The following is a 16377-nucleotide window of genomic DNA, read 5'->3' on the forward strand; positions in this document are numbered from 1 at the left end:
CAACTTAGACCTAACCGAGGAAATTCACTCCGATGCTTCAATCCTGAAAATATCTGCTACCTCAACTACTATCAAATGCGGGAGGCTCTAAAGAGACAAAAGCCCAATGGCAAGCAAAGGGTTGAGCGAACCAACAAGTCTCTCAAGCATGGCACTGAGACTGAGGATCTCCGGGCGACAGCAGCCGCCCGGAGATCTCGGATCATTCTCTACGTGCCGACCCCTGGCTCAATTCGACACAGGCTCATGCTTGGGCACCTAGCCTAGGGGTGCAGGGTGCCGGCACCAGCGTTCAACGTCGGATACGAACCTGCAGACGAGGGAAGGGTATTCGACGGGATGCACGACGTGTTTGCCGAGTAAGAGATCCCGAAGGACTTCCCATTGGACGTAAACCGGTAGTAGTTGCCTGGGTAGTACCCGAACTCGGCTTCGCGAAGGCTGGAGGTATTCAGCTTCAAATCAAATGTTGATGAAGTGGTCGTCACATTGAGTGTCGGTGGTACAAAGGTCCCCGGCGCGACAGTCGGAATGGTCACACGCAGGATCGGCGTGCCACTGTTTGTCGAGGTCGTAGCAGCAACGGTTGCCGTTCCTGTGTACCCGGATCCACCACTGAGAGTAACGTTGGCACCCGCGGTGGGGGCAAAAATTGGGGTCAGCGTGGCAGGGTTGTATTGGATGTCGTACTGAAGATTGGTGAGATTTGTGAGGGTATAGCCGAAGCCGCCGGTCGGTATCGTCTGACCATCGATGCTGATCGCGTAGGTGTTTGGCAAAGTGTGGGTAACCGTAACGCCGCTCGCTTGCGATTGTGCGACGTTGCCCGGGCTACCCGCCCAGCATGCCGAGTTGAATGGAGTGTAAGTACTCCCCGCTGTGGCTGATGCCATGGACGTCGAACCGAGGATCAGGCCAGCCGATGCGGCAATCGTGCATAGGACGACCGGGATCTTCCGTTTGAGTGCATGCATATTAAACTCCATTTCTCGGGTGTGTAATGGTTGTTTTACTTGCATCCGCCGTCAAACAGGGACCTATTCGGCTGACGGCCGCATTCGGCGGCTTCCCTCTTATTCAGCGACCCCTTGGCGATCATTCGTCAAGGAAGATTTTCAGTTCCAACTGGGAACACAGAGTGCGAAAACAATGGTGATCGATGAGTCGATCTAGATGAGCTGGGCGATAATTTCGTGCAGCGATTTCCAATTCCTGCACGCCAAAGAAAGATACTAGTTTACTACCGAAATTCGAATCGTATACAATAAATATATTTCGAGTCCGAATGATGTGAAATCCATTCGCGATCCACGTCCAACCACGTAAGGAAGAGGTTATTTCGCTCCTCTAACAATCTGGAACCACGCGATAATCTAATTGGCAACGTCGGTATGCATTCGTTCCTCCAATCAACTGGTGCCATGTTCGATCGCCGTGAGTTCTATCGAGATTCCCAAATATCGAACAACAACCTAGAAGTCTTGATCTAAAGTCCGGGAGCCGTTCACCACTGCCGCTTATGTGATGGTTGTCACCATAGCCCGTATCGGTGGAACTTGTAACAGTTTTTTGAAGAAAGTTTTTTCAGGAGGCTTGGCGGACCCATTTACCTTCACTCAAAGGATTCTGCTAACTAATCCTAAAGTCGTAAGCCGACCACCTATTTTCGAGAATTATGGGTACTAAAGTAGCAGAAACGAGCAACTTTCCGGGCGCGCTTAATACTTTAGTACTAACCTTAAAGTGCCTACCGCAAGATCGGCCACATATGGAAAATTTATTCATTTCCTTAGTTAAACAAACGAGATGGCGTCAAATTTCAGCCTCCTGCGAGCGAAAATCAGCAATTTCGAGCCCCACCATGAGACCGGTTCTACATCGGACGTGATGGCACACTCAGCGTCTAGGCACGGGCATCAACCCCGCGCCGCAGAGAACTCGGTCGTTAGCCCGTCTCAGCCCGACGCTTCTCCAACGAATACGCACCTGTCTGCACGCAACTCACCTCCACGCTGACCGGATGCGCCACCTCACTCGTGGTTGCGTGCATCTGCGAACATTTCAAACTCGGGCGGCCTGTGCACATGCACAACACATCCTCCGAAGCTGTGGCCGAACGGCCACTCCTTTCACCCACTCCCCAGCCCATGCTTGAAGCAGACCCGGTGTGACCGGCGTCTCGGATGTCAGCGGAGCAAAGGAGAAGGTCATGGGAACTCGTCAGAGCCCCGATCGTGTGGTCGTGGTCGGCGCAGGCATGGTCGGATTGTCGACGGCCTGGTTCCTGCAAGAACGTGGAGTCGACGTCACCGTCGTCGATCGGGATGGCGTCGCCGCTGACGCAAGCTGGGGAAACGCCGGCTGGCTAGCACCCGCACTCACGCTTCCCCTTCCCGAACCTGCTGTCCTTCAATACGGCCTGCGTGCGATGCTCAGCCCGTCGTCACCGGTGTATGTCCCGCTGACGACGGATCTGAAATTGATCCGGTTCCTGGTCGGCTTCGCCCGTCACTGCACGCCGTCGAAGTGGCAGGAAGCAATGTCCGTCTACACGGAAGTGAACCGAACGGCGCTGGGCGCATTCGACGAGCTTGCCGACGGTGGCGTCCGGGAGCACACCCGCTTGGCTGATCCGTTCCTCGCCGCGTTTGCCTCGGAGCAGGATCGCCAGACTCTGGTGGACGAGTTCCACCACGTCGAGGCCGCAGGCGGCGAAGTCGATTTCGATCTCCTCGACCACGACGCGATCCACTCGCTCGAGCCGACCCTCGGTACCGGAGTGAAGGCCGGAATCCGGCTCCGGGGTCAGCGTTTCATCGATCCCCCGCAGTTCGTGAACTCGCTGGCCGATGCCGTCCGTGAGCGCGGCGCAGACATCGTCACCGGATTTGATGTCGCGTCCATCGATGATCGCGCCGGCGGCGTGAGTGTTCGCTCCGCCCGCGGCGATTCACGCACAGCAGATGCCGTCGTCATTTCCAGCGGCGCTCGGTTGAACAAGCTGGCAGCACCGTTCGGTGTTCGCAAGCTGGTGCAGGCGGGACGCGGATACAGCTTCAGCGTCACACCCGATCACTTGCCGAAAAACCCGGTGTACTTTCCCACCCAGCGCGTCGCGTGCACGCCATTGCATGACAGATTCCGGGTCGCCGGAATGATGGAGTTCCGCAGCCCCGATGCCCAACTGGATCCGCGTCGAGTGCAGGCGATCATCGACGCCGCAAAGCCCATGCTCCGCGGCATCGACTGGACTGCGCGTGAAGAGGAATGGGTCGGCTCGCGTCCCTGCACCACTGACGGATTGCCCCTGATCGGAGCTACGAAGTCGCCGCGCGTCCACGTCGCAGGTGGTCATGGCATGTGGGGTATCGCGCTGGGTCCGTTGACCGGAAAGATGATGGCGGAGTCCATGACAGCAGGCACTATGCCTACTGTGATGCGCCACTTCGATCCACTTCGCTGACGGCGGGTTTCACCCACTTGTAGTACGCGCCGGCCAGCAGGACGAGCCACACTGCCCCGGCCGCCAGTGCAACCCGGGTCTCGGACATGATGCCCAGCAGAATGACGACGAAGGTCAAGAACACGATCGCGAAGATCTGACCGTACGGCCACAGCGGCACTGGAAACTTCAGTGCCGCTGTTTCGTCGGCGCTCATCTGGCGTCGGGAACGGTACTGCGACAGCAAAATCATGACCCACACGAAGATCGTGGCGAAGGTCGCGAGAGACGCAATCACGAGGAAAACCTGATCCGGGATCAGGTAGTTGAGCACCACGCCGACCAACAACGCGACGGTCATGATGACAACGGTCATCCACGGAACTCCGTTGCGCGATACCTTCTTCATGACCTGCGGCGCCTGACCGGCGTGGGACATGCCGAACATCATGCGGCCGGCCCCGAATACGTCGCTGTTGATGGCCGACAAAGCCGCGGTGATGACCACGATGTTGAGTATCGAAGCGGCGGTGCCCAATCCGAGGTTCTCGAAGATCTGCACAAATGGGCTGTTGTCCGAGGTGATGGTCTGCCACGGAATGATGATCATGATGACTGCGAGAGTGCAGATGTAGAACAAAATGATGCGCACCGGAACGGTATTGACCGCTTTCCTGATCGTGCGCGCCGGGTCTTCTGCCTCACCGGCGGTGATTCCGATGATCTCGGTACCACCGAACGCGAACATCACGATGGCGAAGCACGCCAGGAACCCGCCGATACCGGTAGCGAAGAACCCGCCGTCGGACCACAGGTTGCTCAGGCCCGTGTCGGTCTCGTGGACTCCGAAGCCGAACACGATGATGGCGATACCACCTGCGATCATGGCGATAATTGCGGTGATCTTGACGAGCGTGAACCAGAATTCGAGCTCACCGAACACCTTGACGCTCAAGAGGTTCAACGCGCCGATGAAGAAGACGACTGCCAGAACCCAGATCCAGCGCGGCACGTCCGGGAACCAGAACTGCATGTACAGACCGAACGCGGTGACGTCGGCGAGACAGACGATCACCATCTCGAACGTGTACGTCCACCCCGTCATGAATCCGGCGAGCGGCCCCAGATGCTGATTGGCGTATTCACTGAACGAACCGGAAACCGGGTTTCGCACTGCCATCTCACCGAGAGCGCGCAGCACGAGGTACACCGCTAGGCCACCGATCAGGTAGGCCAGCAGAACCGACGGCCCGGCCCGCTTGATCGCTTCGGCACTGCCGTAGAAGAGTCCCGTTCCGATTGCCGATCCCAGAGCAATGAAACGAATGTGCCGCGCCGTCAGCCCCCTCTTGAGTCCAGCCCGTTTCTCGGGCAAGGCGTCGGTGTTCACTCGGTACTCCAGTCGGGTGGCAGACATGCGTGCGCGGTTTCGCGCGCCGTCTATTCTCCGCTACCTCCCCGCAGCCTCCCGCGCACCCCTCCCACCTGCCCGTACAGTGACTCGAGGCACACGGACTCTTGACGGATCACGTACCCTTCGACCAAAGTGTTTGTAACTCGTCGTATCACCAAATTGACTGGAGAAGCCGTTGTCCAACACCCTCGAAGCCAGCATCGACATCAATGCATCCCCGCAGGATGTGTGGGCGATCGTCGCCGACCTCCAGCGGATGGGCGAATGGAGCCCCCAGTGCAAGAAGATGAAGGTCATCGGCGGCACCGTCCGTGAGGGCGCCAAGACCGTGAACATCAACCGCAAGGGCCTGCTCGTCTGGCCGACAACCGCCAAGGTTGTTCGGTTCGAGCCGAACAAGTCCGTCGCCTTCCGCATCGCCGAGAACCGCACTATCTGGTCCTACAACCTCGAAGCAACCGAAACCGGAACCAAGCTCACCGAGCGTCGTGAAGCTCCCACCGGAACGTCACAGGTCTCGCAGTTCCTGGTCAAGACGGTTTTCGGTGGCAACGACAGCTTCGAGGTCGAACTCGTCAAGGGCATGAACGCCACCCTCGACCGGGTGAAGAAGGAAGCGGAAGCAGCCAGCGTTCTCGCTTGACCCTCGACCAGGTCGAGGCTTCAGGATCTTCGTTCATGGATCCCGTGATGAATCGAATAATGCAGGCACAGGAATTGGCGAGCTCCGGCGATCGAGTCGGGGCTCGCTCTGCGTTCGAGAACGTGTGGCGTGACGTCGGCGCAGATCCGTTGCACGTGGTCACCCTCGCCCACTACATGGCCGACGTTCAAGACGATCCCGCCGTCGAGCTTGCGTGGGATCTACGCGCGCTAGAGGCGGCTGATTCACTGACCGATGCGCGAGCGCAGAAACACCATGCAACGTTGCAGGTTGCCGGTTTCTACCCGTCGCTGCATCTCAACCTTGCCGCCGACTACAAGAAGCTCGGCCGGGACGCCGAGGCCCACCTGCATCTCACACAAGCACAAAAGGCCGTCGGAGCCCTCGGCGACGACGAGTACGGCCACATGATCCGCAGTGGTATCGAACGACTGCGGGCAGAATTGACCCGTGACCACTAGCCGCGCGCTCCTGACGATCGGTGAGATGGCGAGGGCGTCGGCGCTACCGGTCAGCGCGCTGCGGTTCTACGACAAGGAAGGCGTGCTTGTTCCGCACTCCGTCGACCCGCACACCGGTTATCGCTGGTACACCGACAACCAACTCCGCGACGCACGACTGATCGCGGGAATGCGGCGCGTCGGGGTCCCGGTTCGGGAGATGACAGCAGTCCTGACCGGTCCGGACCCACACTCCCGGTTGGACGCACACCTGCGCAATCTCGAAGACGGACTCGCTGACGCCCGCGCCGAACTCGACCGAATCCATCGGCTCATCGATTCCCGGCCGACCGCCACTGGCGTCGACCTCGATTCCTGGGATGTACGACGCGCACTCGACGCCGTGCTTTTTGCGGTGGACGAGGACTCCGAATTTCCGATCCTTCGCGGCGTCCACATCGACATTCATGACGGCGTCGCGGCGTTTGTGACCACCGATCGATACCGTCTCGCGGTCGCAGAAGTGCGCGTGCGCGCCGCCCTGACTGTCTCGGCGGTTGTGCCACTCGCCTTTGCCCGACTGATCCGGGACATCGCCGGCGTCGTGACGCTCACCTTCTCCACCCGCACGGTGACCGCGTCGTACCCAGGTGGAGAGGTGTCGAGCCCGCTCATCGAGGACGGCGAGTTCCCCGATCACCGGATCCTTCACGAACACTGTGACGCAGCCGAATTGAGCGGCGACAAACTCGCCGCTCTACTCAACGGCACCGCCAGAACAGCCGTTGTCAGCGTCGACGCCGGCGGTGACACTCGGGTCGATCCGGCAGGGATGGTTCCCGACGAGCAATTCCGGGTACTGGTCGATCGCCAGCGACTGCGCGAAGCCGCAGCAGCCCAACCCGGTCGGGCACTGGTGATTCGGGCAAGCGGCGCGGCGCTCCCCCTCGCTGTCCGCACCGCCGATCACGCCGGGTTCTTCTCGTACTTGATGCCGATTCGGGCTGCACAGACGTAGTAATAGAGTTGCCCACGATGAAAGCAATGTCGCGGACAGTGTTGTGGCTCGCGTTCGGCATATTTGCCATTGCCTGGATGTGGGTGGCAGCAACAGCAGGCGACGAGATTCCCGGCCAGTTCGGCTCGTCCGGCGCGGTAACCCGGTGGGATTCGAAGTGGTCGTTCCTCGGCCCGATCGGTGGAATCGGTATCGGCTTCACCCTGGCGGCCGCAGCGGCGAGGGTCCTGATCCCCCGCGTTCCCCGGCACGCGATCAACCTCCCGAACCAGAACGCGCATCGGTACTGGACGGACCCGGTCAACCGCGCGGAGTTCGATCGAAGAATTTCCGAAGACCTCGAATGGCTTGGAACTGCCACCGTACTGTTACTCGCCGCGATGACAGCGGTCGCGGGCACGGTCACGGCTGATTCCGTCAGCGTGTGGTTACTCGCCGTTCCGACCGCTCTTTACCTGATCGGTGTGCTCGGCTACTGCGGCTCCATGATCTGGGGCGGACGCTATCGGGTACCGCAGAGATGAGTGCCCGGATACTGTGTCCTGTGCGACTAGCACGTAGGGACTCAGCAGGGCATCACCGAGGCGGTCCTGACGTAATCTAGTGGTGCACGACGCCCCGTACTGTCAGTGCGGCCAGCAGTAAACCGACCGAGTAGTTAGAGGAGCCTGTGGCACGCCGACCCACACCCCCCGGAACCCCGCAACCCACCGGGATCGGACATATCGTCGATCTGGTTCGTCATGCGATTCCGCCGCTTCATCCCGCCGGCCTGCCGTTTGTGCTCGCTCCGCTGGGTGTTGCTGCCCTGGGCCGCAACCGCAAGTGGGTGCGTCGCGCCGGTTTGGCGTCCGCCGCTGCGTGCGCCACGTTCTTCCGTCACCCGCATCGGGTGCCGCCGAACCGCATCGGCGTCGTCGTAGCGCCGGCTGACGGCGAGGTCGCATTGGTCGACAATGCAGTCCCGCCGGCCGAGCTGAATCTGGGCAGCGAACCCCGCCCCCGGGTGAGCATCTTCCTGTCTGTTCTGGACGTACATGTCCAGCGCGCTCCCGTCGGGGGCACCGTCAAAACGGTTGTTCATCAGCCCGGCAAGTTTCTCTCCGCAGACCTTGCCGATGCCAGCGAGGTCAACGAGCGCAACAGCATGCTCATCGAGACCGCGACCGGACACGACGTCGCCGTCGTACAGATCGCCGGCCTGCTCGCGCGTCGTATCGTCTGCTACGCGGGTGTCGGCGACGCCCTCCCCATCGGTGATACCTACGGGCTGATCCGATTCGGCTCACGCGTCGACACGTACTTCCCGGCCGGAACGACCTTGCTGGTCGAACCCGGTCAGCGCACAATCGGTGCTGAAACCGTCATCGCGCAACTACCGTGAAGACACCGAGAATGAAGCCAGCCGTGAAGAGACCGGTGGTGACAACCAGCCCGGCCATGAAGGTGCCCAAACGCACCCAAGCCGTGCGGTTGTTGCCGTCCGTCATCACGATCCTCGCGCTGTGTGCGGGCCTGTCCGCCGTCAAGTTCGCACTCGACGGAGAGCCGGGCATCTCGCTCGCGATGGTCGGCGCCGCCGCGGTTCTCGATTCACTCGACGGCCGGATCGCCCGACTTCTCGACGCGACCAGCAAAATCGGTGCCGAGCTCGATTCGCTGTCCGATGCCATCTCGTTCGGCGTTGCCCCGGCGTTGGTCCTGTACGTGACGTTGTTGGACGACACCAACTTCGGCTGGATCATCGCGTTGGTCTACGCCGTGAGCATCGTGCTTCGTTTGGCCCGGTTCAACACCCTCCTCGACGAAGACGACGTGCCCGCTTACGCCCGCGAGTACTTCGTCGGAGTGCCCGCTCCCGCAGGCGCCCTGATCGCCCTCACTCCCCTGACTGCAACCATCCAGTGGGGCGACGGGTGGTGGTCGTCGCAGGTAGTTGTCGTCGTGTGGATGTTGTTCTCCGCGGCTCTGATCGTCAGCCGCATCCCGACCCTGGCCATGAAATCGGTATCCGTACCGCCGCACATGGCTGCTGCGCTGCTGGTGCTCGTGGCCTTGACCGCAGCCGCACTCATCACCTTCCCGTACGTGCTGCTGATCGTTCTCGTTGCGATCTACCTGGTCCACATTCCGTTTGCCGTCCACTCCAAGCGCTGGGTGGCGGCACGCCCGGAAACGTGGAACATCAAGCCGTCGGAACGTCGGGCGATCCGCCGTCAGCCCACAGCGGGCGGACGACGCTCGATGGTGCGCCTCGGCTTACGTCGGCCTCGGTAGGTCAGGACGTAGTCTCGGTATGTGACTTCGCCGGAACTCGCCCTGACTGTCCGACTCAACACCTCCGCCGCAGATTTACGACGCGGTGTTGTGCGCCTGCATCCCGAAGCATTGGCCGCGTTGGGTATCCGTGAGTGGGATGCCATCGCCTTGATGGGTGCGCGCGGAACCGCAGCCGTGGCGGGCCGGGCCCCCACCGGAACACCGGCAGGCACGATCTTGCTGGACGACGTCACGATGTCCAACGTGGGACTCACCGAAAACTCTTCCGTCGTGGTGGGTCCGGTGACGGTGTACGGAGCGCGATCCGTCTCCGTCACCGGTTCCACCATGGCAACCCAGTCGATCAGCCCCACCGTTCTACGTCAGGCGCTGCTCGGCAAAGTCGTGAGCGTCGGCGACACCGTCTCGCTTCTGCCCCGCGATCTGGGCCCCGGCACCAGCACTTCCGAAGCCACTCAAGCTCTTTCCCGCACCTTCGGTGTCGCCTGGACGTCGGAACTGCTCACCGTCACGGGCGTCGACCCGGCAGGTGGGCCGGTCAGTGTGCAGCCGAATTCGGCGGTGGACTGGGGAACAGCCGCCGCTGTATCTACTGCTGTCTCGGCCTCGGCCTCTGCCTCAGTTTCCTCTGCCTCAGTTTCGGTCGAACCCACCCCTTCCGTTCCCCTCGACCACCTCGTAGGCGCTCAGACGCAGGCCGCCAAACTCACCGAATGGCTCGGCCTGGCGCTCGACGAACCGGAACTACTGCGCACCCTCGGCGCCTCCCCACACCTCGGTGTTCTGATCACCGGACCCGCCGGAGTCGGCAAGGCGACACTGGCCCGATCGGTTCTCTCGGCGCGAAAGCTCGTGGAACTCGACGGCCCCGGAGTTGGTGCAACCGAACCGAATACCCGCCTCCAGCGCATCGTCGACGCCGTAGCCGCAGTGCGCGGCGGCGGAGTCCTCCTGATCAGCGACATCGACGCACTACTGCCCGCCACACCGGAACCCGTCTCCGCGCTCATCCTCGAGCAGCTGCGCAGCGCTGTCGCCACTCCCGGGGTCGCATTCGTGGCGACGTCCGCTCACCCCGAAGCCGTCGACGCCCGCGTGCGCGGTCAAGACCTGTGCGACCGTGAACTCTCCCTGAGCCTGCCCGACGGAGCCACCCGCAAAGCGCTCCTCGAACTGCTGCTTCGCAGAGTTCCCACCGGCACTCTGGAACTCGACGCCATCGCCTCCCGTGCTCCCGGCTTTGTGGTTGCCGACCTTGCGGCATTGTGCCGCGAAGCCGCACTCCGAGCCGCGACCAGAGCGTCCAAATCCGCCGAAGCCCCGGAGATTACCCAGGAGGACCTCGTAGGAGCCCTCGACGTGATCCGGCCGCTGTCCCGGTCCAGCACCGAAGAACTGTCCATCGGCAGTGTCACTCTCGACGACGTCGGCGACATGGTCGAAACCAAGCAGGCACTCACCGAAGCGGTGCTCTGGCCGCTGCAGCACCCCGATTCCTTTGCCCGCCTCGGTGTCGACCCGCCCCGCGGCGTACTCCTCTACGGTCCACCCGGCTGCGGCAAGACGTATCTTGTTCGCGCGCTTGCCAGCTCGGGCCACCTGAGCGTGCACGCCGTCAAGGGTGCCGAGCTGATGGACAAGTGGGTGGGCGCCTCGGAAAAGGCAGTACGTGAATTGTTCCAGCGCGCCCGCGATTCCGCGCCCTCGCTCATCTTCCTCGACGAAATCGACGCCCTCGCCCCGCGCCGCGGGCAGAGTTCCGACTCCGGGGTGTCGGATCGCGTCGTCGCTGCACTGCTGACGGAGATGGACGGCGTCGAACCGCTGCGCGATGTGGTCGTGCTCGGCGCCACCAACCGTCCCGATCTGATCGACCCCGCACTGCTGCGGCCAGGCAGACTGGAACGCCTGGTGTTTGTCCCGCCGCCGGATGCAGACGCACGCAAGGCAATTCTCAAGGCGTCCGGCAAGTCTGTGCCGCTGGCGGAGGATGTCGACCTCGATGCACTGGCCGTGGATCTGGAAGGCTACTCGGCAGCCGACTGCTCAGCGCTGTTGCGTGAAGCTGCCCTGGCAGCCATGCGCCGCAGCATGGACGCAGCCGACGTGACCGCCGCCGATGTGGCCACCGCGCGCGAAAAGGTCCGCCCATCACTCGATCCCGAGCAAGTCGCCCACCTGCAGGCGTACGCCGACAACCGATGAGGACTCACCATGGACGCTGATCTTGTTCTGTACGGCGACATCGTCACCATGCACGAGGACGTTCCGCACGCGAACGCGCTGGCCGTGACCGGCGGGCGGATCACTGCGGTGGGTGAGAGAGCCGAGATCGAGTCGTTTATCGGTGGCAGCACCCACGTGGTGGACCTCGGAACTGCCGCCGTCCTACCAGGATTCATCGAACCGCACGGGCATCCACTGGAAGAAGCCATCGTGCTCGGCCCTGCGGTTGTCGACATCCGCCCCGTCACCATCGCCGGTGCGGATACCGTCGTTGCCACCGTCATCGACACCGTGGCCGCCCGCGGTGCGTCCGGCGCTTCCCTCAACGGTTGGGATCCGCTGCTCCAGAAGGGGCTACCCGAACCCACGCTCGCATGGCTCGACATGGTTGCTCCTGATCATCCCCTCGTCATCATGCACAATTCTGGCCACGTCGCCTACTTCAACACTGCCGCCGCGGCACAAGCCGGGATTACCCGAGACACCCCCGATCCGATCGGCGGATCGTACGGCCACGATTCATCGGGGGAACTCGACGGCGCAGCCTACGAGACACCCGCCGTGTTTGCCGTTGCCGGCCATGCGATGACCATCGGGAGCGACTATCCCCAACTGTTGGCCGCCGAGTGCGCCCGACTCAATGCAGCTGGCATCACCACCGTTGCCGAAATGTCGTTCGACCCACGAATGCGCCCGGCTTTGAAAGCAATTGCCGATGCCGGCGGACTCACCACCAGGTTCCGTCTCTACGAAATGTCGACGCCGGAACGCACCACCGATGCCACCCCCGGCGAGGGCGATGATCTGGTCAAGCAGATCGGCATCAAGGTCTGGTCCGACGGTTCACCGTGGGTCGGTAACGTCGCGACCAGTTTCCCGTACCTGGACACCGCAGCTACTCGCGGACTCGGAATCGCCTGCACCCACGGCCATGCCAACTACACCGGCGAACAGATCCACGACATCAGCGCCGCCTACTTCGAGCAGGGGTGGCAGATCGCGTGCCACGCCCACGGCGACGACGCGATCACCATGGTGCTCGACGCGTGGGAGCAACTGCTGCAGGAATATCCGCGCCGCGATCACCGCTTGCGCCTCGAACACGTCGGCGCCATGCGCGCGGATCAATTCCGCCGGGCCACGCAACTGGGCGTCACCGTCAGTATCTTCATCGATCACCTCCACTACTGGGGCGACGTGTTGGTCGACGACCTGTTCGGCCCCGAGCACGGCGGAGCGTGGGCGGCAGCAGGTTCCGCCCTTGCCGCCGGGCAACGGTTCACCTTCCACAACGACGGCCCGGTCACCCCGGCCAATCCGCTGCGGAACATGCAGGACGCGGTCACGCGGCTCTCGCCCAGTGGCCAGGTGCGTGCGCCGGAGGAACGCATTCCCGTCAACGCCGCCCTGCGCGCTCACACCGTCAATGCCGCTTGGCAACTCTTCAGTGAAGAGAGCATCGGCGCAATTTTCCCGGGCGGCTACGCGGATCTTGTTGTGCTCTCGGCAAACCCCCTCGATGTGCTGCCCACCGAATTGGCCGGCATCGAGGTACGCGCCACCATTCTCGAAGGGCGAACGGTGTACGGAGAACTCACAGACATCCGGTAACTACGAGTCCGTCGGCGAAGCTAGCACGGTTTGTGCACAGCGAACACTGCTTCCCGCAGACCGGAAAGGGTGCTCGCCTCACACAAACGGTGCCAGCTTCCTCCCCTACCAGCGGTTGCGCACCTCCTCGGCAAATCCGAGGAGGTCGCGAACTTCCACCGCTGTACCGCCGTCGAGAACCACGGTTCCGGTGAACCGGCCGAACACCTGGTGCTGAATGGACCGCAGCACCCCGACGTCGAAGGTCGCGGCCCTGTCGATGATCGGTTCGAACTTCATCTCGAAGCGGCCGTCGTTGCTGCTGAACTTCCACGGCGCACCGTCGTAGGTACCCTGCGGGATCTCGAACTCGAGCCGATCCAGTTTGTGCGCAACACCATTCACAAACGCGATGTTCTCACTGGCCGCTGCGGTGTCCCCGAACCCGTAGCCGATGTTGAAGCCGAATCGCTCGCCGTTCACCAATCCCGATGCCGAACCCCAGTACCACGTGTTGTCGTAGGTCCAGACTCCGCGGCCCCAATCCAGCACTCCGAAAGCATCTTCCGAAGCAAATCCAAACTCCTGGGCACCGACTCGAACCGTTCCGGTCGCGGGCAGGCAGTTGACCTTCTGGTTGTAGTAGAACGAGCGCGGAGCCTTCGGAAACGGTGTGGCGATCACCATTCGATCGTCGTCGGGGCTTTCGAGAAACAGATCCGCGTGCAATCCCTTACCACCGTCGAAAGCCGGGTAGTCCACGATCAGCCGACGACCACCGTCGACATGCCTGAACTCGAAGCGCGCCTTGCCTTTCGACACGACAACGTCGCCGGAGTCCGCACTGGACGGCAAACCCAGCTTGCCCATCGGGAAGGGCAGCATGACGTTTTCCGTGACCTCACGCGGAGTAGTGAAATCCAGCCACGACACCCCGAGCAAACCCATGTATCCGTTGTCCGCGACGGTCAGCGCAATGCCGTATTCCGGTGTGAGCACGCAGTAGTAATCCCACTCCTTGAGTCGGAACTTCGGTGCCCGAACGGCGGACCGCTGGTAGCTCTTGACCTCCGACGGCGCCCAACCCGCCTCTACGAGGTGCCCACGCGCATCGAGAAGCGGGCCTGGCGACATCACATTCTGCATAGTTACTTCCAGCGCCCCAGGATCTCGTTGGCCTGATTCGACAACGCCATCTGGAAAAACGGCCCGAAGCTCACGCGGGCTACGCCGAGCGGCCCGAAACTGGCCGGGTCGTCCTGATCCGGAATACCGATTGCATTGACCGGCAGCGGAAGCTCCGACGTCAGACGACGCTGAACCGCGTCGTCGTGGCGTCCGACGGGGTAGAGAACATCGGCACCCGCATCCGCGGCCAATTTCAGTCGAGCAATGGCCCGGTCCACCCGATCGGCCTCGTCACCCACCTGCTTGACGAACAAGTCGGTGCGCGCGTTGACAACTACGTGCACACCGGCGGCGTCGGCGGCCTGGCGAAGCCCACCCACGAAGTCGGCGTGCTCCTGCGCCTCGCGCAGACGGCCACCCTCACTGTGCACGGTGTCCTCGATGTTGAGACCGACAGCGCCGGCATCGATCAACCCTTCGATGAGCACAGCGGGTTCGAGTCCGTAGCCACTCTCGATGTCCACGGAGATGGGAGCGTCGACGGCCCCCGTGATCTGCTTGATCCGACGCACCAACTCACCGAACGTGATGCCTTCGTTGTCCGGCTTGCCGATGGAATCCGATACGGGGTGGCTGCCCACGGTCAGGGCCGCGAAACCGGCGGCCACCGCAAGATTTGCCGACCACGCATCCCACACCGTTGGCAGAATGACGGTGTTGCCTGGCTGGTGCAATGCCAGTAGAGCGGTGGCCTTGTCGTTGATCGATGTCATGCGGTGGCTCCTTCGGTACGTAGGTGCAAACCTCTCACCTACCGACTCTAGTGAGCTACGGGGCAGCCCGTGCTCTTGTAATCCACCTGGAACTCCTTGATGCCGTTGATCCAACCCGAGCGCAGGCGACGGGGATCACCGATCTTGGTGATGTCCGGGACGTTGTCGGCGAGTGCGTTGAACATCAGGTCGATCTCCATGCGGGCAAGGTTCGCGCCGATGCAGAAGTGCGCACCCGTTCCACCGAAACCCAAGTGAGGATTGGGGTTACGGGTGATGTCGAAGGTCATCGGATCCTCGAACACGTCCTCGTCGAAGTTGGCGGAGCTGTACAGCATGACCACCCGCTGCCCCTTCTTGATCGAGACGCCGGCGAGTTCGGTGTCCTCGAGGGCGGTGCGCTGGAACGCGGTGACCGGTGTTGCCCAGCGGACGATCTCGTCAGCCGTGGTCTTGGGCCGCTCCTTCTTGTACAGCTCCCACTGCTCGGGATTCTCGAGGAACGCAATCATGCCGTGGGTGATGGCATTTCGGGTTGTCTCGTTACCCGCCACCGCGAGGATCAGGACGAAGAATCCGAACTCTTCGGGGCTCAGGGCGTCGCCGTCGATGTCGGCCTGCACCAGTGTGGTGACGATGTCGTCGGCCGGGCAACTGCGACGCGCATCGGCCATTTGGTACGCGTATCCAAGTACCTCGGTGGACGCGACAGCCGGATCACCCACGTACTCGGGATCGTCGTAGCCCATCATCTCGTTGGACCACTTGAACAGCTTGTCGCGATCGTCCTGCGGCACGCCGATAAGATCCGCGATCGCCTGCAGCGGCAGTTCACTGGCGATCTGCTTCACGAAATCACCCGGGCCTTCACCTACAGCGGTGTCGACGATGTTGCGAGCGCGGCGGTCCAATTCATCGCGCATACCGTTGATCGCACGCGGGGTGAACAGCTTGGAAATCAGCTTGCGGAGTTTGGTGTGCTCCGGCGCATCCTTGTTGAGGAGCAGGTGCCGCAGCATCTCGATTGCCTCGCGCGGCATGTCGTCGGCGAAGCGTGCGATGGCGGTGTTCTCCCAGCTCGAGAAGATATCGCTGCGCTGGCTGACCTCTTTGACGTCCGCATGGCGGGAGACAACCCAGTAGCCGTCGTCCTGGAATCCGCCGACGGTGGGCGGTTGTTCGCACCACCAGACCGGTGCATTGCGGCGAAGTTCGGCGAACTCCTCGAACGGAATCCGCTCGCCGAGGAGGCCGGGGTCGGTGACGTCGAATCCGGCTGGCAGGTCAGGTGTGCGCGTTGCGTCCGAGATTGTCATGGCGTCCTCTGATCGGTCGATTGTGCCCTGCACCACAGAGTAGCTTTCACTAACGGCCTGTCAAGTGACAGACGGATAGTCTCGTG

14 protein-coding genes are annotated in these 16377 nt (G+C 62.1%); 9 read left to right on the plus strand and 5 right to left on the minus strand.

Translation table 11 applies throughout. The annotated features are described in order from the left end of the window. Nucleotides 1-263 precede the first annotated feature (263 nt). Nucleotides 264-974, minus strand: a complete 711-nt coding sequence (locus FFI94_RS23090) for a hypothetical protein (protein ID WP_138869860.1) — start codon at nucleotides 972-974, stop codon at nucleotides 264-266. Nucleotides 975-2209: 1235 nt separating this feature from the next. Here FFI94_RS23090 and FFI94_RS23095 point away from each other — a divergent pair. Then, complete coding sequence (locus tag FFI94_RS23095) at nucleotides 2210-3463, plus strand: FAD-binding oxidoreductase (RefSeq protein ID WP_138869861.1); 1254 nt, start codon at nucleotides 2210-2212, stop codon at nucleotides 3461-3463. Here FFI94_RS23095 and FFI94_RS23100 read toward each other — a convergent pair. Then, entirely contained in the window at nucleotides 3429-4859 is a 1431-nt protein-coding gene (locus tag FFI94_RS23100; RefSeq protein WP_397495483.1) for an amino acid permease, read from the minus strand. The genes FFI94_RS23095 and FFI94_RS23100 overlap by 35 nt on opposite strands. A gap of 172 nt (nucleotides 4860-5031) precedes the next feature. On the opposite strand from FFI94_RS23100, the gene FFI94_RS23105 reads away from it, so the two are divergent. From FFI94_RS23105 to FFI94_RS23140, 8 genes are all read left to right on the plus strand, one after another. Next, nucleotides 5032-5499 carry an SRPBCC family protein gene (locus FFI94_RS23105; protein WP_138869862.1) on the plus strand — a complete coding sequence of 156 codons (468 nt, stop codon included), beginning with the start codon at nucleotides 5032-5034 and terminating at the stop codon, nucleotides 5497-5499. Between the two features lie 35 nt (nucleotides 5500-5534). Then, on the plus strand, nucleotides 5535-5981 hold the full coding sequence (locus tag FFI94_RS23110; RefSeq protein ID WP_138873352.1) for a hypothetical protein: 447 nt from the start codon (nucleotides 5535-5537) through the stop codon (nucleotides 5979-5981). Then, on the plus strand, nucleotides 5971-6978 hold the full coding sequence (locus FFI94_RS23115) for a MerR family DNA-binding transcriptional regulator (RefSeq protein ID WP_138869863.1): 1008 nt from the start codon (nucleotides 5971-5973) through the stop codon (nucleotides 6976-6978). The genes FFI94_RS23110 and FFI94_RS23115 overlap by 11 nt, the downstream gene beginning before the upstream one ends. A gap of 26 nt (nucleotides 6979-7004) precedes the next feature. After that, a complete protein-coding gene (locus FFI94_RS23120) occupies nucleotides 7005-7502 on the plus strand; it encodes a hypothetical protein (protein ID WP_185993293.1) in 498 nt (165 codons plus the stop codon). A gap of 146 nt (nucleotides 7503-7648) precedes the next feature. Then, complete coding sequence (locus tag FFI94_RS23125) at nucleotides 7649-8362, plus strand: phosphatidylserine decarboxylase (protein ID WP_138869865.1); 714 nt, start codon at nucleotides 7649-7651, stop codon at nucleotides 8360-8362. A 56-nt stretch (nucleotides 8363-8418) separates the two neighbouring features. Continuing rightward, nucleotides 8419-9255, plus strand: coding sequence for a phosphatidylcholine/phosphatidylserine synthase (locus FFI94_RS23130; RefSeq protein ID WP_138873353.1), 837 nt, complete (start codon nucleotides 8419-8421; stop codon nucleotides 9253-9255). Between the two features lie 21 nt (nucleotides 9256-9276). Further along, nucleotides 9277-11463, plus strand: a complete 2187-nt coding sequence (locus FFI94_RS23135) for an AAA family ATPase (protein ID WP_138869866.1) — start codon at nucleotides 9277-9279, stop codon at nucleotides 11461-11463. Nucleotides 11464-11472: 9 nt separating this feature from the next. Beyond that, nucleotides 11473-13095 carry an amidohydrolase gene (locus tag FFI94_RS23140; RefSeq protein WP_138869867.1) on the plus strand — a complete coding sequence of 541 codons (1623 nt, stop codon included), beginning with the start codon at nucleotides 11473-11475 and terminating at the stop codon, nucleotides 13093-13095. Between the two features lie 105 nt (nucleotides 13096-13200). Here the strand turns inward: FFI94_RS23140 and FFI94_RS23145 are convergent, their stop codons facing one another. From FFI94_RS23145 to FFI94_RS23155, 3 genes are read right to left on the minus strand one after another with little or no spacing between them, the layout of a single operon-like run. After that, entirely contained in the window at nucleotides 13201-14220 is a 1020-nt protein-coding gene (locus FFI94_RS23145) for a DUF2804 domain-containing protein (RefSeq protein WP_138869868.1), read from the minus strand. 2 nt (nucleotides 14221-14222) lie between these two features. Next, nucleotides 14223-14975 carry an isocitrate lyase/phosphoenolpyruvate mutase family protein gene (locus FFI94_RS23150; RefSeq protein ID WP_138869869.1) on the minus strand — a complete coding sequence of 251 codons (753 nt, stop codon included), beginning with the start codon at nucleotides 14973-14975 and terminating at the stop codon, nucleotides 14223-14225. 47 nt (nucleotides 14976-15022) lie between these two features. Further along, complete coding sequence (locus FFI94_RS23155; protein WP_138869870.1) at nucleotides 15023-16291, minus strand: cytochrome P450; 1269 nt, start codon at nucleotides 16289-16291, stop codon at nucleotides 15023-15025. Nucleotides 16292-16377: the final 86 nt, after the last annotated feature.

The sequence above is a fragment of the Rhodococcus sp. KBS0724 genome, from assembly GCF_005938745.2.
Lineage (GTDB): Bacteria > Actinomycetota > Actinomycetes > Mycobacteriales > Mycobacteriaceae > Rhodococcus_F.